Source organism: Falsochrobactrum shanghaiense (assembly GCF_003149535.1).
In the GTDB taxonomy this organism is placed as follows: Bacteria; Pseudomonadota; Alphaproteobacteria; order Rhizobiales; family Rhizobiaceae; genus Brucella; species Brucella shanghaiense.
The window spans coordinates 148,288-170,072 of sequence record NZ_QGDB01000005.1 but is presented as its reverse complement, the minus strand read 5'-3'; the positions used below and the strand labels follow the sequence as shown (position 1 = coordinate 170,072).

Genomic DNA, 21,785 nt, shown 5'->3' with positions numbered 1-21,785 from the left:
TCTGTTTTTCCTTGGCAATTTTCATGAGGGCACATAAAAGAACGCTATGTTCAAATGGTTTGAGAAGCGACTCATTGCCTACCCGGAAGAAGCGCCGCGCGAGCCGCCGCGCGGACTGGTGGCGTTTTGCCTTTATTACACCCGCGGCGCCTGGCCGTGGATATTTGGAATGGCGTTCTTCACGTCGCTGATCGCCATTATCGAGGTGTCGCTTTTCGCCTTTCTGGGCAATATCGTAGACTGGCTCTCGCACCAGTCGCGCGAGACTTTTCTGGCGAATGAAGGATGGCGGCTGTCGCTCATAGCGGGGCTGGTGCTGATCGGCCTGCCGGGTGTCGTCCTGATCAATTCGCTGCTTATCCACCAGACATTGCTCGGCAATTATCCGATGCGTGTGCGCTGGCTGATGCACCGTTATCTCATTCGCCAGTCGATGGCATTTTTCCAGGATGAGTTTGCCGGTCGCATTTCAACGAAACTGATGCAGACAGCGCTTGCCGTACGCGAAACGGTGATGAAGCTGCTCGACGTTCTCAATTATGTTTTCGTCTATTTTGCCGGCACGCTTTTCATCGCGGCATCCGCCAATATCGTTCTGATGATCCCGTTTGCGGTCTGGCTGGGCGTTTATATCATTTTGCTGCGTTTCTTCATCCCGCGTTTGCGGGTGATCTCCGAGGAACAGGCCGATGCGCGTTCGTCCATGACCGGGCGGATCGTCGACAGCTATACCAATATTGCCACTGTCAAGCTGTTCTCGCATTCGAGCCGCGAGGAAGCTTATGTGCGTGAAAGTCTGGATGGCTTTCTGGATACCGTGCACCGGCAGATGCGCCTGATCACGATGTTCCATTTCACGCTTTATCTCACAAACTGCATTCTGCTGTTTGCAGTGGGGGTTATCGGCATCGGCTTATGGATGGACGAGGCGGTATCGGTTGGCGCCGTGGCCGTCGGTATCGGTCTGGTGCTGCGCCTCAACGGCATGTCGCAATGGATCATGTGGGAAATGTCGGCGCTGTTCGAGAATATCGGCACGGTGGAAGATGGCATTACAACAATCGCGCGTTCGCATGAGGTGGTGGATGTGCCGGACGCGCCCGCGCTCAAGGTCGACAGGGGCGAACTCGTCTTTGACCGGATCGGTTTTCACTACGGCAAGGGCAAGGGTGTCATCGAAGGATTGTCGCTCGATATTCCTGCCGGACAGAAGGTCGGGCTTGTCGGCCGCTCGGGAGCGGGTAAATCGACGCTGGTCAATCTGCTGCTGCGCTTTTACGATCTCGAAAGCGGACGCATTCTGATCGACGGTCAGGATATTTCCAAAGTGCAGCAGGATTCGCTGCGCGCCAATATTGGAATGGTCACGCAGGATACGTCGCTGCTGCATCGTTCGGTGCGTGAAAACATCATGTATGGCCGACCTGACGCGAGTGATGAAATGGTGGCGCGCGCCATCCGGCTTGCGCAGGCAGATCAGTTCATTCCGCAACTGACCGATCCCAAGGGACGCCGGGGGCTTGAGGCCCATGTCGGTGAACGCGGCGTGAAACTGTCGGGTGGGCAGCGCCAGCGCATCGCCATTGCGCGCGTGATGCTCAAGGATGCGCCGATCCTTATTCTGGACGAAGCGACATCGGCGCTTGATTCGGAAGTGGAAGCCGCCATTCAGGACAGCCTCAACACATTGATGGAAGGCAAGACCGTGATCGCCATTGCGCACCGGCTTTCCACCATTGCGGCGCTCGACCGGCTGGTGGTCATGGATGAAGGTCATATCGTCGAAGACGGCACCCATGAGGAACTTGTGGCGCTTGGCGGCATTTATGCCGGATTATGGGCGAGACAATCGGGTGGTTTTCTCGGCTTCGATGACCCGGCGGGTACGGAACTGGTCAATTAAGGAAAACGCAATTGATGAAAGCGGTCTATAGCCTGTTCGAGCGTTGGGTCGATCCCTTTCGCGAGCCCGACCAGCTAAGACCGCCTTCAACGACGCTGGCCTTTATCTGGCACTATGCACGGCAGGCCAAAGGGCCGCTGGCGCTTTCGCTGATCGTGGGTGGATTGCTTCCGCTGGTGGAGGCGGGGTTGTTTTATTTTACCGGCAGGCTGATCGATATTCTTGATCAGGCGGGCCGGGCTGGCGCGGAGCGAAGCTGGACGGGGCTGTTTCATGACGCGGGGCCGGAACTGCTGTTCATGGCGCTGACGGTGGTGGTCATCCGCCTCGTCGTCACTGCGCTCAGCACGATGCTGGACGGGCAGACGCTTTCTCCCGGTTTCTACAACATGATCCGCTGGCAGGCCAATTCCTATGTGCTGCGCCAATCCTATGCCTTTTTCCAGAATGATTTTGCCGGTCGCATCGCCACCAAGGTCTGGCAGGCGGGGCAGGCTGCGGGCGATCTCATCGAAAGTCTCATTCAGGTCGTCTGGTTCATGGCGATCTACAGCATAACAACCCTGTTTCTGGTCGGGCGTCTGGACTGGCGGTTGGCTGCTGCGGTCATTGCATGGATCATCGCATTCGGTTTTATCGCGCGGCGCTATCTGCCGCGTATCCGCAAATATGCCGAAGCATCCGCCGAGGCTGGCTCCATGATCAATGGGCGCATCGTCGACAGCTATTCCAATATCCAGACCATCAAGCTCAATACGGCTGACGACGATGAACACTATCTTCGTGACGGCTTTGAGCGGTATCTCGGGGCCATCCTGCCTTTCATGCGCTCGCTGACGGGTGTGCGCATTTCGCTGACGGCCCTCTCGGGCCTGATGATCGTGACGGTTGCGGCCATCGCCATCGATCTGTGGACGCGCGATGCGATTACAGTGGGGCAGGTATCGTTTACTCTCGGTCTTGTCTTGCGGCTTAATATGCTGCTGGGGCGGATGATGATGCAGTTGAACGGCATGTTGCGCCAGCTCGGGCTGATAGAGAATTCAATGAAGCTGGTTTCGGCCCCGCTGGGGCTGGAAGACCGTCGCGGCGCAAAGCCCTTGCAGATCACGCAGGGGCGCATCGACGTGCGCAATGTCACCTTCCATTATGGCAAGGGTGCGGGCGTGCTTGAAAATATCAATTTCACGGTTGCGGGCGGCGAACGTGTCGGGCTGGTCGGGCATTCGGGCGCGGGCAAATCCACGCTCGTCAATCTCATCCTGCGGCTTTACGATGTGGAAAAAGGGGAAATCCTCGTCGACGGGCAGAATGTGCGGGATGTGACGCAGGCTTCATTGCGCCGCGCCTTCGCCGTTGTCAGTCAGGAAACGGCCCTGCTGCACCGCTCGCTGCGCGACAATATCATGCTGGCGCGCGACGATGCGACGGAGGCCGATCTTCTGCGCGCCACAAGGCAGGCGGAAGCAGACGGGTTCATCGCGGTGCTGGAAGATTATCAGGGGCGCAAGTCGTTCGACGCATTCGTCGGCGAAAGGGGCGTGAAGCTTTCGGGCGGGCAGCGGCAGCGCATCGCCATAGCGCGGGCGATTCTCAAGGATGCGCCTGTGCTCATTCTCGATGAGGCGACTTCGGCCCTTGATTCGGAAGTCGAGGCATCGATTCAGGACAATCTGAGACAATTGATGGAAGGCAAGACCGTCATCGCCATTGCGCATCGGCTGTCGACCATTGCAGCGCTTGACCGTCTCGTTGTGATGGACAAGGGCCGCATTGTCGAAGGGGGCACCCATGAGGAATTGATCGCGCGCGGTGGCATCTATGCCGGCCTGTGGGCGCGTCAATCGGGCGGTTTTCTCGGCCAGCCCGGCTAAAGCCGCCGGTTGGATGGCAGGGGCGAAAATAAACCGCTCTATCGCCCGATACGAATTAAGATGGATTCCCTGCGCCTGGCCATACGCGAAAACGGCTGTGTAAAATAGCCTGCGACATGGTGCCGTCATGAGGGGTTGGCGTCTGGACAAGACTTTTCTTCCCGCCTAAACCGGAAGGTGAGATGGAGGGAATTTCGTTCTGTGAGCACTTGCAGGACTTTTTTTGCACAGGCGCAAACATGGACGAGGGGAGAGTTTAATTGAATATGCAGGTTGAAAAGGAATTGGCACGTGAGCGCACACGACACGGCTGAGCCGACACGGCGTGATTTTTTGTATATTGCGACGGGAATGGCGGGTGTCGTCGGAGTTGGCGGACTGGCATGGCCGTTTATCGACCAGATGCGTCCTGACGCTTCGACGCTTGCCGCGGCATCTATCGAGGTTGACGTTTCGTCTCTCACCGAGGGCGCATCGCTGACGGTTAAATGGCGGGGCAAACCGGTCTTTATCCGCAACCGGACCGCCAAGGAAGTCGAAGATGCGCAGACCACAGCGCTCGCCGACCTCAAGGATCTCGATGCGCGCAATGCCAACCTGCCTTCGGGCACCGAGGCGACCGACCTGGCGCGCTCGGCGGGCGAGGGCAAGGAAAACTGGCTGGTCATGATCGGCGTATGCACCCATCTGGGCTGCGTCCCGCTGGGCGAGGCCGGTTCGTTCGGCGGATGGTTCTGCCCCTGCCATGGCTCGACCTATGATACGTCAGGACGTATCCGCAGCGGCCCCGCGCCTGAGAACATGCATATTCCGCAGTTTGAATTCACCTCCGATACGGTCATCAGGATCGGCTAAGACGGATCTTGGGGAGAAAAAACATGAGTGGTGGACACTCCACATACACGCCCTCGACCGGCATCGAAAAATGGGTCGACGAACGGCTGCCATTGCCGCGCCTTGTCTATGATTCCTTTGTCGCTTATCCGACACCGCGTAACCTGAACTATATGTATACCTTTGGTGGCATACTCTCGTTCATGCTCATTGCGCAGTTGCTCACCGGCATCGTGCTCGCAATGCATTATGCGGCGGATACGGCTCTTGCGTTTAATTCAGTCGAAAAGATCATGCGCGACGTCAATTCCGGCTGGCTGCTGCGCTATATGCACGCCAATGGAGCGTCGTTCTTCTTCATTGCCGTTTATCTGCACATAGCGCGCGGCCTTTATTATGGCTCCTACAAGGCGCCGCGTGAGCTTTTGTGGATTCTCGGCGTGGTCATCTTCCTCCTGATGATGGCAACGGCCTTCATGGGATATGTTCTGCCATGGGGCCAGATGTCATTCTGGGGAGCGACGGTCATCACCGGCTTCTTCACTGCATTTCCCATCATTGGCGAGCCGGTCCAGCAGCTTCTGCTTGGTGGTTTTGCGGTCGATAACCCGACGCTCAACCGCTTCTTCTCGCTGCATTATCTGCTGCCGTTCATGATTGCGGGCGTCGTTATCCTGCACGTATGGGCCCTGCACGTGACCGGGCAGACCAACCCGACCGGTATTGAAGTGAAGTCCAAGACGGATACGGTCGCCTTCACGCCCTATGCGACCATCAAGGACGCTTTCGGCGCGCTGGTTTTCTTTGTCATCTTTGCCTATTTCATCTTCTATATGCCGAACTATCTCGGTCATGCGGATAACTATATCCCCGCCGATTCGCTCAAAACTCCGGCCCACATCGTGCCGGAATGGTACTTCCTGCCATTCTACGCCATGCTGCGCGCCATCACCTTCAATATCGGCCCGATCGATTCCAAGCTTGGCGGCGTTCTGGTCATGTTCGGTTCGATCGCTATCCTGTTCGTCGTGCCCTGGCTCGATACGTCAAAGGTGCGTTCGGCGGTATATCGCCCGTGGTTCAAGCTGTTCTTCTGGCTGTTCGTGGTCAACGCCATCTTCCTCGGCTGGCTTGGATCGCGCCCGGCAGAGGGTATCTATGTGGCTCTCGCACAGGTGGGGACGTTCTATTACTTCGCTTTCTTCCTCATCATCATGCCGATTCTCGGCCTGATCGAGACACCAAAGCGCCTGCCGAACTCCATTACGGAAGCTGTGCTGGAAAAGAACGAAGGCAAGTCGTCGATTGCCCCCGTGGAAATCAACGGCTGAGCGCGCGAGAGATGAAGGACAGAAAAATGAAAAAGTTCCTCAAGAATTTCGCCGCACTGGGTCTGGCCCCGATGGTCGCATTGGGCGTTGCCATGGGAAGCGCCACCGCTCAGGAGGACCATAGCGCTGCTGAACCGTTACATTTCCCGATCCACCATCCCAAGCAGGAAAACTGGAGCTTTGCGGGACCGTTCGGAACTTATGACAAGGCGCAGCTTCAGCGTGGCCTCAAGGTCTATAAGGAAGTCTGCGCGGCCTGCCATTCGATGAATCTGGTCGCATTCCGCACGCTTCAGGATCTCGGCTATACGCCTGATGAGGTGAAGGCGTTTGCTGCGGAATACGAAGTCGAGGACGGCCCGGATGCTGACGGCGAAATGTTTACCCGCAACGCAATCCCGACGGATTATTTCCCGTCGCCATTTGCGAATGCCAATGCTGCGGCAGCAGCGAATAACGGTGCTGCCCCGCCGGACTTTTCGCTCATCGCCAAGGCGCGTGCTGTCGAACGCGGTTTTCCGACATTCCTCTTCGATATATTCACGCAATATGCCGAAGCCGGCCCGGATTACATTCATTCCCTGCTGACCGGCTATGATGAACAGCCGCCCGCAGGCATGGAAATCCCGGAAGGCACCTATTACAACCCGTATTTCATCGCGGGCAAGTCGCTCGCCATGGCCAAGCCATTGAGCGACGATCAGGTGACTTATGATGATGGCGCGCCGCAGACGGTAGACCAATATGCACGGGATGTTTCGGCATTTCTTATGTGGGCTGCCGAGCCGCATCTGGAACAGCGCAAGAAGACCGGCTTCCGGGTTCTGGTGTTCCTGATCCTGTTTGCGGGTCTGGTCTATATCGCCAAGCGTCAGATCTGGTCAGATGTGAAGCACTGACCGACTAAAGCGTGTCGCGATCTTTCAGATTCGCTCCTTACGCTTTAAGTTGTTGTTTTAACGCAGGTCGTTATCCCGAAACCGGTTCCCACTTTCGGGCGACATGCTTTAGCTTTCTAAATGAAAGGGCGCCCTTTGCGGCGCCCTTTTTATTGGGCGCTCCAATCATGTAAAACGTGCAAAGAAGCTTGGCGCGGCGGCCATATCATGATTGAAGTGATTTCAGCAAAACAGGGCGGTCGGATCATGCCGCGACGGCTCAATCGCCTCTTCCATTCGAAAGGACCGATTATGGAATCCGGATTCAAAGCCACGCTGAAAGATGCGATCAGAACGATCCCGGATTATCCCAAGCCGGGCGTGCAGTTTCGCGACGTTACAACGCTGATGGGCGATGCAGGGGCTTTTCGCCGGGCGGTGGATGAGCTTGTCTATCCCTATGCGGGCAATAAAATCGACAAGGTTGCGGGTATTGAAGCGCGCGGCTTTATTCTGGGCGGCGCGATCGCGCATCAGCTCTCATCCGGTTTTGTGCCGATCCGTAAGAAGGGCAAGCTGCCGCGAGACACGGTGCGCATCGCCTATAGTCTCGAATATGGAATTGACGAAATGGAGATGCATCGCGATGCCATCACGCAGGGCGAGCGCATTATTCTTGTCGATGATTTGATCGCGACCGGCGGCACAGCCGAAGCGGCTGCCAAACTTCTTTTGCAGATGGGTGCGGAAATCGTCGCTGCCTGTTTCATCATCGACCTGCCCGATCTTGGTGGCCGCAAGAAGCTTGAAGCGCTCGGTGTGCCGGTGCGCACGCTTGTCGAATTTGAAGGCGACTGAGATTAGCGACCTTCGCAGTGCCCGTTATTTGTCGGGCGCTGCGAAGATTGTCGAACGATCAGGGCTTTTAGAACGGTTCCTGTTTATAGGGAATTGCTCTAATTCTTTATTTTGTCGCATTGTCCTGACGCAAAACCGCTTCGCACTTTTGCTGGAAATGCTCTATATCAGGTATTGAAGCGGAACAGCATCACATCGCCGTCCTGGACGATATATTCCTTGCCTTCGTCCCGCGCCTTGCCGGCTTCCTTGGCTCCGGCTTCACCACTATATTTTACGTAATCCTCAAAGGCGATTGTCTGGGCGCGGATGAAGCCGCGCTCGAAATCGGTATGGATAACGCCTGCCGCAGCGGGAGCCTTCGTTCCGCGCCTGACGGTCCAGGCCCGCGTTTCCTTGGGGCCAGCGGTGAAATAGGTGATGAGATCGAGAAGCTTGTAGCCTGCACGAATGAGGCGGTCGAGGCCCGGTTCGTCAAGGCCCATCGCATCGAGATATTCTGCCGCTTCTTCCTCTGGCAATTGCGCGACTTCGGCCTCGATGGCCGCCGAGATGGTGACGGTCTGCGCGCCCTGTTCCTGCGCCATTTTTTCGACGGCAGCGGTGAATTCGTTGCCCTCGACCGCGTCGCTTTCTGCGACATTGCATACATAAAGCACCGGCTTGGAGGTCAGCAGGTTGAGGCCCTTGAGGATCAGCAGGTCCTCAGCTGAAATGTCGGCCAGCATCATGCGTACCGGCTGGCCATTCTGAAGCAGTTCCAGCGCGTTCTCCATAATGGGCAGGATGGTGAGGGCTTCCTTGTCCTTGCCGGTTGCACGCTTACGGATCTGGACGATACGGCGCTCGATGCTTTCGAGATCGGAAAGCATGAGTTCGGTTTCGACCGTCTGCGCATCGGAAACAGGTTCAATACGGCCCTCTACGTGGGTGATGTCATCGTCTTCGAAGCAGCGCAGCACATGCACGATGGCGTCGACTTCTCGAATATTGGCGAGAAACTGGTTGCCAAGACCTTCCCCCTTGGAAGCGCCGCGCACAAGGCCTGCAATATCGACGAAGTTGATGCGGGTCGGGATGATTTCCTTTGAGCCAGCAATGCGCGCAATTTCGGCCTGGCGCGGGTCGGGCACCGCGACTTCGCCGGTATTGGGTTCGATGGTGCAGAAGGGATAATTTGCTGCCTGTGCGGCCGCAGTTTTGGTCAGCGCGTTGAAGAGCGTGGACTTGCCAACATTAGGCAGGCCGACAATGCCGCATTTGAAACCCATGATCTTACCTGTCTCGATAGAATTTTGTCATGGAGGCTATGCGCTATCAGGCAGGGAAGCGTCAAGAGGCGGGAGAGCGTTTGGCGCTTTCAGTCCTTTTTGCCAAGAAGCTTCCTGAGCATTTCGGCCATCGGGCCGCTTTGCGGCACATTGACGGGCTTCTGGTTCTGCCGTGCCTGCCGGATATGGCTCTGCGCCCTGGCCGGTTCCTTGCTCTGCGTTGCATCGGCCTTGAAGCCGCTCGGGCGCTGGCCGCCATCGCCCATGGCGAGCGCAATACGGTTCATGAATGTGTTGTCTTCCGACTTGGCAAGCAGGCCGATATTATCGGCAATCGCCGCGCACAGCTTGTCCAGCCATTCGCTGTCGGCCTTGGCGAAGTCACCGAGTACGTGATTATGCACCAGTTCTTTTGCGCCGGGATGACCGATGCCAAGGCGCATCCGGCGATAATTCTGCCCGCAATGCGCGTCGATGGACTTGATGCCATTATGGCCATTGGCGCTACCGCCGGTCTTGATGCGCAACTTGCCGGGGGGCAGGTCCAGCTCATCATAAATGACCACCAGATCGGCGGGCGAGAGCTTGTAAAAGCGCATGGCCTCGCCAATCGACTGGCCGGAAAGATTCATGAATGTCTGCGGCTTGATGAGAAGAACCTTCTCGCCGTCTATGATGCCGTCGGCGATTTCCGCCTGGAATTTCTTCTGCCAGTTGGAAAAGCGATGGCGGCGGAATATTTCATCCGCCGCCATGAAACCGATATTATGCCGGTTGCGCGCATATTTGGGGCCGGGATTGCCAAGTCCTGCGATAAGCAGCATGGTTGCAGCCCCTCTCTGCGGGAAAAGCGATTATTCGCCTTCCTTGGTTGCTTCTTCCTGTTCGGCATCCTCTGCATTTTCGTCCGACTTGAGGCCGGCGGGAGCAGCGATGGTGGCGATGGTGAAGTCGCGATCCTGAATGACCGGAGACGCATCTTTCGGCAGCTTGATTGCCGAGAAGTGAACCGTATCGCCGATTTCAAGGCCGGTAAGGTCGACTTCGAGGGCATCCGGAATAGCGTTGGCCGCAACGATCAGTTCGACTTCGTGACGAACGACGTTGAGAACGCCGCCGCGCTTGATGCCGGGAGCAGCTTCTTCATTCTTGAAGTGGACCGGAACGTTGACCGTGACAACCGACTTCGCGGAGACGCGCAGGAAGTCGACATGCATCGGGAAGTCGCGGACCGGATCAAGCTGGTAGTCCTTGGGGAGGACATTGATCTTCTTGCCGTCAACGTCGATCGTCATGATCGTCGTCTTGAAGCCACCGCCATGGATTTTATAGAAAACTTCCTTGTACGGGATGGCGATTGCGAGGGGCTCCTGCTTGTCACCATAGATGACTGCTGGAATCTGGCCGTTGCGGCGAAGTTCGCGGGAGGACCCCTTACCAACCCGGCTGCGCAAATCGGCCTTGAGCACGAAATTATCGCTCATGGCATTTCCTTTCAGATATTTACTGGAGTGTCGTTTAAAAAATGAACGACATGAAACAGCCCATGATTCCTTATTTGTTGAATAAGGTTGGGCAGCTCCATTCCACGTTGCCTCCAAGGGTGTCTACGCGGATGGCGGTGCTATAGAGCAAACGGCCTTTGAGCGCAAGTTTTTTGGTTCGGAACGCAGCTTCTGTGGGCTTTTCTCTTAACGGGTGGCATTGGCGGCGGCAAAGATGGTAGGGAGTGCCTGACCGAAGCTGACACGTTGCGTTCGAGTCGTCGGGTTCCAACATTTCCAGTTATTCATAAAAGGAGGCGAGATGCAGGTCGGTATCGACATGGGGTCTGTTGCCGGGAGCGCCACCGCGTCGGCAAATGCGCTTGGCGGCGGCAAACAGGCCATGCTCGATCTTGAAGAGCTTCTCGCAACGCGCCTTCTGGTGCAGGGCAATTCCGGGTCGGGCAAGTCGCATCTTCTGCGCCGCCTGCTTGAGCAAAGCGCGCAATGGGTGCAGCAATGCGTCATCGATCCTGAAGGGGATTTCGTCACATTGGCGGATGTGTACGGGCATGTCGTCGTCGATGCCGCGCGCACTGAAGCGGAATTGACGCGTATTGCCAGCCGCATCAGGCAACATCGCGTTTCGGTGGTGCTTAATCTGGAAGGGCTCGATGTCGAGCAGCAAATGCGCGCTGCGGCAGCATTCCTGGGCGGACTTTTCGATGCAGAGCGCGATTACTGGTATCCGATGCTGGTCGTGGTCGATGAGGCGCAGCTTTTTGCGCCCGCAGCCGCAGGCGAAGTGTCCGATGAGGCACGAAAGCTCTCGCTTGGCGCGATGACCAATCTCATGTGCCGGGGCCGCAAGCGCGGTCTGGCCGGCGTGATCGCTACCCAACGCCTTGCCAAGCTGGCGAAGAACGTGGCCGCAGAAGCCTCCAATTTTCTGATGGGGCGCACCTTTCTCGATATTGACATGGCGCGTGCCGCCGATTTGCTGGGTATGGAACGCAGGCAGGCCGAAATGTTCCGCGATTTGCAGCGGGGGCATTTCGTGGCGCTTGGACCAGCCTTGTCCCGCCGTCCGCTACCCGTCAGGATCGGCACGGTGGAAACCTCCGCACGCTCGTCATCGCCAAAGCTGATGCCGCTGCCCGACGCGCCGCAAGATGCGCATGAGCTGATCTTCACGCCGGCTCCTGAAGAAATCCGCATGCCTGTCCGCCGTGCGCCCGCGTCACCGCCACCGCCATCGACGGCGGAAATTCTGGCACAGGTGGCGAAGCCGAAGCCTGAAGCGGAGCCTGTGACGGAGCCGCTGTTTCCGGGAATTATTGAGGCCGAGCGCGAAGAGTTGCTGGAAAAGGTCATGCGCGAGATCGTGGACGATCCGGAGGCGTCATTTCGTTCGGTCGCCGTGCTTTATCAGGATTTTCTGGTGCGCTGCCGCATTCATCGTGTTCCGGGCGAGCCTTTGGCGCTGCCCGCATTCCGGCGCAGGCTGGCTGTGGCGCAAGCGAGCATCGAGGGGGATGCCGCGTCGGGAGAGACGTGGCAGAAGGCGCTGGCGCTTTCGGAAAGCCTTACCGATGATGTTCAGGGCGTGTTCCTGATTGTCGCACAGGCAGCGGTGACGGGTGCGCCATGCCCTTCGGATGCGGCATTGGCACGGGCCTATGGCACCCATTCCTTCAGCCGTGCAAGGCGGCTTCTGACCTATTTCGAAGAGCGTGGACTTCTGGTCCTGCGCAATGATTTCAAGGGAATGCGCATCGCCAATTTCCCCGATCTGGAATGCGAAACCGCACCCGGCGATCCCAATGCGCCCGATGAGCAGGCAGAGGACCGCACGGCTGCGGAATAAAGCGGTTCCATTTGATGGAACCGCTCCATATATTTTAATCGAACAGGCTTGAAACGGATTCTTCCGCCGCCGTGCGCGCAATCGCTTCGCCGATCAGGCTGGAAATGGAAAGAACCCGGATATTCGGCGCATCATTGATTGCCGTCGTGGGCTGGATCGAGTCGGTAATCACCAGTTCCTTGAGTTTGGATGAGGTGATACGGGCTACCGCACCGCCCGACAGAACGCCATGGGTGATGTAGGCGGTGACGCTTTTTGCACCCTTGGCCAGCAAGGCTTCGGCAGCATTGCATAGCGTGCCGCCCGAATCGACAATATCGTCGAACAAGAGGCAGTCCTTGCCGGTTACATCGCCGATGACATTCATGACTTCCGATTCGCCGGGGCGTTCACGGCGCTTGTCGACGATGGCGAGCTGGGCGTCGATGCGTTTTGCCAGCGAGCGCGCGCGCACCACGCCGCCGACATCCGGCGAAACCACCATGCAATTGCCATTGGCATAATTTGCCTTCACGTCGCGGGCGATGACGGGCACGGAGTAAAGATTGTCGGTTGGAATATCAAAGAAACCCTGGATCTGTCCGGCGTGGAGATCGAGGGTCAGAACGCGGTTGGCACCGGCTTCGGTAATCAGATTGGCAACGAGCTTTGCCGAAATCGGCGTGCGCGGGCCGGGTTTGCGATCCTGCCGTGCATAGCCGAAATAGGGAAGAACCGCAGTAATGCGGCGCGCGGAGGAACGGCGGAAAGCATCGATCATGATGAGCAGTTCCATCAAATGATCATTGGCCGGATAAGAGGTCGATTGCAGAACGAATACGTCCTCGCCACGTACGTTTTCCTGAATCTCGACGAAGATTTCCTGATCGGCGAACCGGCGGACCGTGGCCTTGCCGAGCGGAATGTTGAGATATTGAGCAACGGATTCGGCAAGAACCCGGTTGGAGTTGCCTGCGAAAAGTTTCATTCTTTTGCCTCTGAAGCCGGAGCAGTTTCGTTCTGTCGCAAAGTCCGTGAACGGACAAGGTCTGTTGTCTGCGCATGAGCCGCTTCAAGCCCGGCCCTGCAAATCCATTCCAGAAAAACCTCGAAGGCGCCTAAGGGGCGTGGTCCGCAAGGCTTTGCCGAATGTGGGGCCTATTGCAAAGAGTCACCCTTATTGCAAGGCCCGTTGGAACATAATTGCAGTAAAAAGACCATTCAAAGCACTTTCTCCCGGCGCTATCCATGGGATTGCATAAGAGATTCAGGCTTTTGACGGATGAAGCAGTCATAATGCGCGATTTGCCGCAAGCCAGGAGGCATATTCCTCAATCGTGCGGTCTGCGATGGCCTGCATGGCGGAGGGGGGAACGATACTCCAGGAATCTGAGGCGGCTCCCGGAACCTTTTCCTGTCCCTGTATGCGGTGAAGCCGGTTGCCGGATGCATCCAGCACATCCCAGACATAGAGCACCGTGGTCTGGTTGTCTTCCGACAGAACCGAGAAATATCCCTTCATGACATAGGCGGCATCGGTGGCCCCATTGCCTGCAAGCTCGATACCCCTGGCGCGCGCATCATCATTGATGCGATGGGTGAGCGGTGTCACCACGTTGAGCGGTGCGCCAATGATCGGGGCGATGTGAAGCTTGCCGGGCTTGAGGGCGGCAGTGCGCTGGGGCTGCTGCGCAGGACTGCCTGCTGCCGGGGCGGCGGCGGGAGCAGGCGCGGTGGACGTTTCCGGCGTTTCCGGCTGGCCGCTCGCCTGACTGGTCTGCTGCCCGGCTCCCTCGATATTCAACGCTGATTCGGTGCTGTTGCAGGCGGCAAGCATTCCGGCAAGCAACAGCAATACGGGAAGATATGCCTTGTTCATGTTCGGCTTCATGCTCCTAAGAGCGCAAACTACTCATGCGCCAGAAGCAGTTTATCGCCGATCATGCGTCATTTGACAATCATATCCAGAGAATGACGTGACAAAGGTTCAGCGGCGCCATTTGTCGTCAGATAGGTCTGGCCGAGAGTCATGGCGGTTCCGGTGTCGGAATCCATGATGATCATATGGGCAAAGAGGGTCATATCCGGCTGTATGTTTTCCGGATTGGCGGAGTAGAACATTTGCGGGTCCATCCAGGATGGCGTGAACCGGGCACCAACCGAATAGCCGCAGGCATTCAGGCGATGGCGGGTCAGGCCGTGCGCTTCCATGGTGCGCGCATGGGCGTCGAAAACATCGCCGAAAGTGGATGCGGGCGTCATGGCGGCTTCGACCGCTTCGAGCGCCTCGCGGGCCGCGGCGTATAATTTCCGATGGTCCTGCGTCGGCTCGCCGATGATGACGGTGCGCATCATGGGGGCGTGGTAATGACGGAAGACGCCAGACCATTCAAGCGTGAGCTGATCGTTGGTTGCAAGCTGGCGGCGACCCGACTTATAGCGGCACAAAAGGGCATCCGCGCCTGAGCCGATAATATATTCGTTCGCCGGATAATCGCCGTCGCCTGCGAAGTTGGCGCTCATCATGGCGGCAAGAATATCCGCTTCGCTTGCGCCTGCCTTTATCAGCTTGAGTGCCGCGTCCAGCGCTTCGTCGCTCAGTTCCGCCGCGCGCTTCGCATAAGCGATCTCGGCAGGACTTTTAAGCAGCCGCAGTCCATCGACCATGCCGGATGCATCATAAAGCTTGGCGAAGCTCTGCAATTGCTCGTCCAGCTTGCGTGCATTGGCCCCGGTGAGGCCGTGGGTCTGGTATTCGATGCCGATGCGTGTGCCAAGCAGATCGAGTTCGGTGAGGATATTGCGCAGATCGACGGCGGGGTTGGCATTGCCGCGATCGACCCAGACGACGATGTCTTCGATATTGGATGTGTGGCGCGCCTGCCGCAGATCGGCGGAGCGGGTCATGAGCACCATCGAGCCATCGGCCTTGACGACGAGGCACTGGAAAAAACAAAAACCGAACGTGTCGTAGCCCGTCAGCCAATACATGCTTTCCTGCGCAAACAGCAGCAAGGCATCCAGTTTTTCTTCCTCCATCTTCAGGATCAGACGGTCGCGGCGTGCGGCAAATTCTTCCGGCTCGAAGTGAAGGGCCATCATGTTCTCCTCAATTTTCTATAATGGCTATAGCGGCAATCTGGCGTCCGTAATCTGGTTCGTTGCGATGCGTCATGCGCCGATAGGAATAGAACAAATCTTCATTGGCATAGGTGCACTGCCGTAACGCATCGGCCTGCACACCCGCCCCCGTCAGGCGGTCGGTAATAAAACGCCACAGGTCGAAAAGCCTGTGGCCCTCCTTGTTCGAAGGTCTGAAATAGGTCGTATAAGCGGGATCCCGCGTGATGAACTGGCCATAAAATTCAGGGCCGACCTCGTAATTTTCAGGGCCGATTGTCGGGCCCAGAACTGCAATGATATTCTCCCGCGAAGCGCCAAGTCCGATCATCGCCTCAACGGTATTTTCCAGCACGCCGTCAAATGCGCCGCGCCAGCCCGCATGGGCGGAGCCGACAACACCTGCCTTGTGATCGGCGAAGAGCACCGGGCCGCAATCAGCCGACAATGCGCCGATGGCTATGCCGGGGACGTCCGTGACCATGGCGTCCGCTTTGGGGCGCGGTATGCCGAAAGGCTGCGTCACATGCAGGACATCCGCGGAATGGACCTGATGCACCGTCATCAGGTGGTCGGCGGAAACACCGAGGGTTTCGGCCACGCGGCGGCGATTTTCCGCCACGCATTCGGGCGTATCATTTGAGCCGCCGCCCACGTTCAGACCTGCATAGGTGCCCGCTGATACGCCGCCTTCGCGGGTGAAAAAACCATGCGCTATGCGTCGGCCATTATGTCCGGCGGGGCCTTCGAGCCAGGCAGAGCGGAGCGGTTGCGGTTTGTCGGTCATCGGCCTTCTCGTTTCAAACGGCGGGATGGTGGGGGAGGCGGCGAAGCTTGTCAATCGCAGCTTCTTGTCAGTTCACGCTAAATTGTCAGGGTCAAACGGGAACAGCCGTGTGGCCGTATCGGCAATGGCAAGAACTTTGAACAGAGTTCCCATCTGGTCCGGTGCAGCCAGACGTTCGACGTCGTCACGAATTTTTTCCTGAAATGCCGCGTCGCGTCCGGCACCCAGCCGCCCGGCGCGGTCGACAAGGCCCATGGCGAGCAGGAAATCGCCCTGCGTCATGGTTTGTGTCCTGCAGCCGCAATGGCGCGCGGTCCGCTCCAGCATGTCAAAATCGACGTGACTGGTCAGGTCTGCTTCTCCGGGATGGGCGAAAACATCGTCATAGGCGTGTTTCAGCATGGCCTGCAAAGTATCGCCAAAGCCCGATTGCAGATGACCATAATCGATGGTGAGGGCCGCGCCGCGTCTTGCGGCGATGCGTTCGGCAATTTCCTGCATCAGGGCCGTGCGGGCGGGCGCTGCTTCAAAGATGGCGCCTTCGGGCGCCTGCGCGTGTTCGCGAGGCAGCAATGCCGGATCAATGCCGGTGGCGCCGCTGACGAAATGCAATTCTCCATGCTGATCGAGCGCAATCATGCGTTCGACAAAACGGCCCGCGACCTTGACGAACTGGCGGAGCGGAATGGCATCAAAAAGCTCATTGGAGACGAGGATGAGCGGGCCGTCAGGAATATCCGTAAAACGCTCATACCAGTTTATGTGGGATTTGAAGGGGGTGAGCTTCTGTTTCTGTATCCCGGTCAGTCGTGGGCTGGTTTCCACCATGGCGACGCTTGCCGAACTGGCCATTTGCGGCGCGAGTTTTGTGATGGCGCGCAGCATGTCGCTCATCAGCGTGCCGCGACCGGGACCGATTTCGCAAAGAACGGCTTTTTCGGGACGTCCCAGCGCGTCCCATATGCTGACACACCAGATGGCAATGAGCTCGCCGAACATCTGGCTGACGTCGGGGGCAGTGATGAAGTCGCCGTCGCGCCCAAATGGCTCGCGCGTCATATAATAGCCCGTCTCGCGGTCACCGAGACAGGCGGTCATATAGTCCGCCACGCTGATTGGCCCGGTGGTTGCGATCAATCGCTTCAGGCGGGCCTTGAGTGTGGTGTCAGGCATTTTGCGCAGCCCGCCCGGCGCGCCAGATGGCCCAGAAGCCAAACAATACCATCGGCAGCGAAAGCACCATGCCCATGGTGAGCCAGCCGCCGAAAAGATAGCCCAATTGCGCATCGGGTTCGCGGAAGAATTCGACCGCGATCCGGCTTAATCCGTAACCGGCGACAAAGGCACCGGCAACAAAGCCGGGCTTTTTGAGTTTGTGACCGGACCAGACGAGCGCAAACAAAACAAGGAACAGCACCAGCCCTTCGAGCAGCGCTTCATAAAGCTGGCTGGGATGGCGCGGCAACGGACCGCCATTGGGAAAATAGACCGCCCAGGGCACATCGCTGACGCGGCCCCAGAGTTCTGAATTGATGAAATTGGCAACGCGAACAAGGCCGAGGCCGACCGGCACGCCAGCGGCGACCGTGTCGAACATGCTCCAGACGCCAATGCCGCGTGCGCGCGCAAAAAGAAACATGGCAAGGGTCGTGCCGAGAATGCCGCCATGGAACGACATGCCGCCATCCCATACGGCTGGAATGGCGAGGGGATTGGCGAGATAAAAAGAGAAATTGTAAAACAGCACATAGCCGATGCGTCCGCCCAGCACGACGCCCAGAGCGGCCCAGATCACGAAATCATCGAGCGCTTCGGGCTGCATGGGCGGTTGGCTGTTTGCCCAGAGGCGGTGATTTTGCAGCAATTTCTTGCCATACCACCAGGCAAACAGAATGCCGACGACATAGCCCAGCCCATACCAGTGCACAGCCAGGGGACCGACAGAGAAAATTACCGGGTCGATGTCCGGAAATGCAATGCCTGCAACTCGCATCGGCGTCTCTATCATGCAATTACTCCATTTTGTTCATGGACCATGCGGGGCGTCGCTGCGCCGGTCAAGCGGCGCGACGACTATCGGTTAATCACGATTGCATAGCGATGCTTGCATCGGAACCGGGACAGCCCTATTTCCAAAACAGGCTTTTAACAAGGAAGAATGCCATGACCAGCGGATCAAACCGGGTTCTTGACGAATTTGCCAAGCTTGTAACCGATGCGGCAGGTGCTGCGCAGGGCGTGCGGCGCGAAGTGGAGACGGCCTTGCGTTCGCAGGGCGAGCGGGTTCTCAATACGCTCGATGTGGTGCAGCGCGAAGAGTTTGAAGCAGTGCGCGAAATGGCGATCAAGGCGCGTTCTGAAAACAGTGCTTTGCTTGCTAAAATTGAAGCTTTGGAAGCGCGCCTTGGCAAACTTGAAGCTGATTCGAGCGGCAAAACGGTGAAAAAACCGTCAACGGGCGCGGAATCCAAAGATAATTCGTAATTTTTTATTAACAGGCTGCAAGTGGCAAAAACCCTTGTCTTAGAGTCGGTTAAGGCAAGGGTCGCCGTCCGTCCCCGCCATATTTCCACATGCTTTAATGCCTCTTTTCATAAAAGGGGCTGGCGTTCGGATTCAGCATCAATAGACTGAAAACACTACATGATTCGTAACCGGGTCATGCGGGCGGCGGCAGGGGATCAATCGCAGGTTTCGCGTCTTTCAGGCTGCTTTCCAGTATCAGTTGCGTATGTGCGTATGCCATTGAGGCGCTTGCATCCTGTCAGGTGTGCCAGTTCCTCGACCGATCAATTCGTGCCTGTTTGACCGTGCCGGTGTCGCGCGGCGCAGCGGGTGCTGGCGCAGGGAAACCATGCGCCGGGATTTGGAAGTACCGTGATGGAACTTCCCAGAACAGGAAACGGACATGAGCCTTCTTGAGCTTGAATTTGCCCGTGAAGCGCATCCTGTGGATGTAATCGAGCATGTAGCGAATTCAAACGACTGGACGTTTGAGCGAACTGGCGATGATGAAATCGCAATATCGGTGGCAGGCAGCTGGACTGATTATCATATCTCTTTCTCCTGGATGGAAGATTTCGAGGCGCTGCATCTTGCCTGCGCTTTCGACCTGAAAGTGGCGGAGCCGCGCGCCAATGAAGTGATGCGGCTGCTTTCACTCATCAACGAGAAGCTGCTCATGGGCCATTTTGATCTATGGCAGCAGGAAGGCGCGATCATGTATCGGCAGTCGCTGCTGCTGGCGGGCGGCGCCGAGCCGACCAGCCGTCAGGTGGAGGTTCTGCTCTCGGCTGCACTGGAAGCGTGCGAGAACTATTTCCAGGCGTTCCAGTTTGTCATCTGGTCGGGTGTTACCGCCCGCAAGGCGCTTGAAAGCGTGGTATTCGAGACAGTTGGACACGCATGACAACGGGAGTGAGGCAATGAGTTCAACGGAAACGATTGACTGGGCGGATTTCGAGAAAGTCGATATTCGCGTGGGAACCATCGTCGAGGCTGAGCCATTCCCGCAAGCGCGCAAGCCTGCCTATAAGCTGAAAATCGATTTTGGCGCGGCGATCGGCGTGAAAAAATCGTCGGCGCAGATTACCAGCCATTATGCGCCCGAAGAGCTGGTTGGCAAACAGGTGCTGGCTGTCGTCAATTTTCCTCCGCGCCAGATCGGCCCGTTCATGTCGGAGGTTCTTACACTCGGCTTGCCCGATGAGGCAGGCGAAGTGGTCCTTGCGGCCATCGACAAGAAAGTGCCGAACGGCGGCAAACTTTTTTGAGTGCAATCTGTGATTTGCGCGACCTGCGGATGTATGCAATTTGACGCGGGTCAAATCATGCAGAGGTGGGATGCACAATGCAGGCATCGATCATAGTTGCGATTGGCGGGGCGTTGGGAAGTGTCCTGCGTTTCTGGGTAACTATCTGGCTGGGTCCGCTTAGTCGCGGAATGCCATGGAGCACCATCTTCGTTAATGTGGCTGGCTCTTTTGCAATAGGCTTGTTCGGTGCGCTGACCCTTGCTTCCAGCCGCTTTCCAATACCCGAAATATGGCGGCTGGCCTTCATGGTCGGCATCTGCGGCGGTTTCACCACTTTTTCGTCTTTCAGCCTGCAAACTTTCGAACTGCTGCGTTTGGGTCTTCCCGGCCGCGCTTTGCTCAATATCGGCCTGTCGGTCTTTGCCTGTATCGCGGCAACTGCGCTGGGCTATATCGCAGCACAATATATCAATCGCGCCTGAAATATCGTGATTATGCCGGAATGCGGATGATAGCGCGCAGACCGCCGGTTGGCGCATCTTCAAGATCGATGTCGCCGCCATGGCTGCGGGCAATGTCGCGGGCGATGGCCAGACCAAGCCCCCCGGTGCCGCCAGCATCCTGAGTCCGCGCTTCGTCAAGCCGGACAAATGGTTTGAAGACATCTTCGCGCCTGTCGGGTGGAATGCCGGGACCATCATCGTCGACGATGATTTTCAGCCAGCCATCATGATGGGTGATCGAAAGCTCGACGTTTTGCGCGTGACGAAAGGCATTCGAGACGAGATTGCCGACAAGGCGCGAAAAGGCATTGGGCCGGACATGAATTTCGCTGTCGCCTTCGATCGAATATTGAAAGCCCCGTTCGCGCAGCCGTGCTTCACTTTCCAGCTTTTCACACAGATGTGTCATATCGAGATTGGCGGTTTCTTCCGAACCTTCCCCGCGTGCAAAAGCCAGATAGCCTTCAAGCATGGTCTGCATATCGGCGATGTCCTGATTGAGCGGCTCAATATCGATGCTATGACCGGCGAGGGCGAGTTGCAGCTTGAAGCGGGTCAAAATGGTGCGCAGGTCGTGGCTTACGCCTGAAAGCATGGCCGTGCGCTGTTCGATCTGGCGTTCGATGCGCGCGCGCATCTGGATGAAGGCAATGCCCGCGCGCCGCACTTCCTCGGCTCCATGGGGGCGGAACCCCTCCGGCATGGGGCGGCCCTTGCCGAAGCTTTCAGCCGCTTCGGCAAGCTGCTGGATCGGCTTGATCTGGTTGCGCAGAAAGGCAATGGCGATGATGAGCAGCACGAGTGCCGTACCTATCATCCATGTCAGGAAAATGCCGGTATTGGACGCATAGGCCTGACTGCGGCGCGCAAAGACGCGCAATACCTTGTCTTCGAGCTTGATGCGGATTTCGATCAGATCGGAATCGCCGACCGTATCGACCCAGAAGGGACGGCTGATCTGGCGGGTGATTTCCTCGCTCAGAAAATAATCGAGAATGGCGAAAAAGGGTTTGGGGCCGGGTGGGGGCAGGGGGTCAGGCGGCAGGATCGAGATGTTGAGACCCATGCGCTGTTGTGAAATGCGAATGAGATTATCGTAGCCCGGTTCCTGCGGATAGGTTTCGAGAATGTCGATGATAGCTGAAATATCGCGCACAACCGCCGTCGAAAGCCGTTCAGTGACCATTTGCCAATGCCGTTCCATAAAGACATAGGCAATGACCGATTGCAGCAGAACCATCGGCGCGATGATGATAATGAGCGAGCGCGCATAGAGACCTTTCGGCATTCGCCGTGCAAGCCAGCGCGTGAGTTGTCTCCAGAGCGATCTCATCGTCTCAG

Annotated in this window: 21 protein-coding genes; 11 read left to right on the top strand and 10 right to left on the bottom strand. The window is 57.3% G+C overall.

Going from position 1 to position 21,785, the window contains the following annotated elements; genetic code table 11:
* Positions 1 to 46: 46 nt before the first annotated feature.
* The 6 genes from DKP76_RS13780 (at position 47) to DKP76_RS13755 (ending at position 7,678) form a co-directional block, all read left to right on the top strand.
* Complete coding sequence (locus tag DKP76_RS13780; RefSeq protein ID WP_109707376.1) at positions 47 to 1,903, top strand: ABC transporter ATP-binding protein; 1,857 nt, start codon at positions 47 to 49, stop codon at positions 1,901 to 1,903.
* A gap of 14 nt (positions 1,904 to 1,917) precedes the next feature.
* Positions 1,918 to 3,777 (top strand): ABC transporter ATP-binding protein, encoded by a 1,860-nt coding sequence (locus tag DKP76_RS13775; protein ID WP_109707375.1) that lies wholly within the window; start codon positions 1,918 to 1,920, stop codon positions 3,775 to 3,777.
* A 291-nt stretch (positions 3,778 to 4,068) separates the two neighbouring features.
* A complete protein-coding gene (petA, locus tag DKP76_RS13770) occupies positions 4,069 to 4,632 on the top strand; it encodes a ubiquinol-cytochrome c reductase iron-sulfur subunit (RefSeq protein WP_109707374.1) in 564 nt (187 codons plus the stop codon).
* Between the two features lie 23 nt (positions 4,633 to 4,655).
* Positions 4,656 to 5,942, top strand: coding sequence for a cytochrome b (locus DKP76_RS13765; protein WP_109707373.1), 1,287 nt, complete (start codon positions 4,656 to 4,658; stop codon positions 5,940 to 5,942).
* 26 nt (positions 5,943 to 5,968) lie between these two features.
* Complete coding sequence (locus DKP76_RS13760; protein WP_109707550.1) at positions 5,969 to 6,841, top strand: cytochrome c1; 873 nt, start codon at positions 5,969 to 5,971, stop codon at positions 6,839 to 6,841.
* 291 nt (positions 6,842 to 7,132) lie between these two features.
* Complete coding sequence (locus DKP76_RS13755; RefSeq protein WP_109707549.1) at positions 7,133 to 7,678, top strand: adenine phosphoribosyltransferase; 546 nt, start codon at positions 7,133 to 7,135, stop codon at positions 7,676 to 7,678.
* A gap of 167 nt (positions 7,679 to 7,845) precedes the next feature.
* Here DKP76_RS13755 and ychF read toward each other — a convergent pair whose 3' ends face one another.
* From ychF to DKP76_RS13740, 3 genes are all read right to left on the bottom strand, one after another.
* Positions 7,846 to 8,949 carry a redox-regulated ATPase YchF gene (ychF, locus tag DKP76_RS13750; RefSeq protein ID WP_109707372.1) on the bottom strand — a complete coding sequence of 368 codons (1,104 nt, stop codon included), beginning with the start codon at positions 8,947 to 8,949 and terminating at the stop codon, positions 7,846 to 7,848.
* A gap of 89 nt (positions 8,950 to 9,038) precedes the next feature.
* Complete coding sequence (pth, locus tag DKP76_RS13745) at positions 9,039 to 9,773, bottom strand: aminoacyl-tRNA hydrolase (RefSeq protein WP_109707371.1); 735 nt, start codon at positions 9,771 to 9,773, stop codon at positions 9,039 to 9,041.
* A 30-nt stretch (positions 9,774 to 9,803) separates the two neighbouring features.
* A complete protein-coding gene (locus tag DKP76_RS13740) occupies positions 9,804 to 10,433 on the bottom strand; it encodes a 50S ribosomal protein L25/general stress protein Ctc (RefSeq protein WP_109707370.1) in 630 nt (209 codons plus the stop codon).
* A gap of 322 nt (positions 10,434 to 10,755) precedes the next feature.
* Between DKP76_RS13740 and DKP76_RS13730 the strand changes: the two genes are divergently transcribed.
* Positions 10,756 to 12,300, top strand: coding sequence for a helicase HerA domain-containing protein (locus DKP76_RS13730; protein ID WP_109707368.1), 1,545 nt, complete (start codon positions 10,756 to 10,758; stop codon positions 12,298 to 12,300).
* A 34-nt stretch (positions 12,301 to 12,334) separates the two neighbouring features.
* Here the strand turns inward: DKP76_RS13730 and DKP76_RS13725 are convergent, their stop codons facing one another.
* The 6 genes from DKP76_RS13725 to lgt form a co-directional block, all read right to left on the bottom strand.
* Positions 12,335 to 13,267 carry a ribose-phosphate pyrophosphokinase gene (locus DKP76_RS13725; protein ID WP_109707367.1) on the bottom strand — a complete coding sequence of 311 codons (933 nt, stop codon included), beginning with the start codon at positions 13,265 to 13,267 and terminating at the stop codon, positions 12,335 to 12,337.
* Between the two features lie 303 nt (positions 13,268 to 13,570).
* Entirely contained in the window at positions 13,571 to 14,170 is a 600-nt protein-coding gene (locus DKP76_RS13720) for a hypothetical protein (protein WP_109707366.1), read from the bottom strand.
* A gap of 56 nt (positions 14,171 to 14,226) precedes the next feature.
* The gene (locus tag DKP76_RS13715; RefSeq protein WP_109707365.1) at positions 14,227 to 15,378 is read right to left on the bottom strand and encodes a M24 family metallopeptidase; all 1,152 of its coding nucleotides are present in this window, start codon (positions 15,376 to 15,378) and stop codon (positions 14,227 to 14,229) included.
* Positions 15,379 to 15,388: 10 nt separating this feature from the next.
* Entirely contained in the window at positions 15,389 to 16,186 is a 798-nt protein-coding gene (gene pgeF / locus DKP76_RS13710) for a peptidoglycan editing factor PgeF (protein WP_109707364.1), read from the bottom strand.
* 72 nt (positions 16,187 to 16,258) lie between these two features.
* Entirely contained in the window at positions 16,259 to 17,359 is a 1,101-nt protein-coding gene (locus DKP76_RS13705; RefSeq protein WP_109707363.1) for a class I SAM-dependent methyltransferase, read from the bottom strand.
* Entirely contained in the window at positions 17,352 to 18,194 is an 843-nt protein-coding gene (lgt, locus tag DKP76_RS13700; protein ID WP_109707362.1) for a prolipoprotein diacylglyceryl transferase, read from the bottom strand. Before lgt ends, DKP76_RS13705 begins: the two co-directional genes overlap by 8 nt.
* 155 nt (positions 18,195 to 18,349) lie before the next feature.
* On the opposite strand from lgt, the gene DKP76_RS13695 reads away from it, so the two are divergent.
* From DKP76_RS13695 to crcB, 4 genes are all read left to right on the top strand, one after another.
* A complete protein-coding gene (locus tag DKP76_RS13695; RefSeq protein WP_109707361.1) occupies positions 18,350 to 18,670 on the top strand; it encodes an accessory factor UbiK family protein in 321 nt (106 codons plus the stop codon).
* 424 nt (positions 18,671 to 19,094) lie between these two features.
* The gene (locus DKP76_RS13690) at positions 19,095 to 19,595 is read left to right on the top strand and encodes a type III secretion system chaperone family protein (protein WP_109707360.1); all 501 of its coding nucleotides are present in this window, start codon (positions 19,095 to 19,097) and stop codon (positions 19,593 to 19,595) included.
* Between the two features lie 16 nt (positions 19,596 to 19,611).
* Positions 19,612 to 19,959, top strand: a complete 348-nt coding sequence (locus DKP76_RS13685; protein ID WP_109707359.1) for a tRNA-binding protein — start codon at positions 19,612 to 19,614, stop codon at positions 19,957 to 19,959.
* A 77-nt stretch (positions 19,960 to 20,036) separates the two neighbouring features.
* On the top strand, positions 20,037 to 20,423 hold the full coding sequence (crcB, locus tag DKP76_RS13680) for a fluoride efflux transporter CrcB (RefSeq protein WP_109707358.1): 387 nt from the start codon (positions 20,037 to 20,039) through the stop codon (positions 20,421 to 20,423).
* Between the two features lie 10 nt (positions 20,424 to 20,433).
* Here crcB and DKP76_RS13675 read toward each other — a convergent pair whose 3' ends face one another.
* A complete protein-coding gene (locus DKP76_RS13675) occupies positions 20,434 to 21,777 on the bottom strand; it encodes an ATP-binding protein (RefSeq protein ID WP_109707357.1) in 1,344 nt (447 codons plus the stop codon).
* Positions 21,778 to 21,785: the final 8 nt, after the last annotated feature.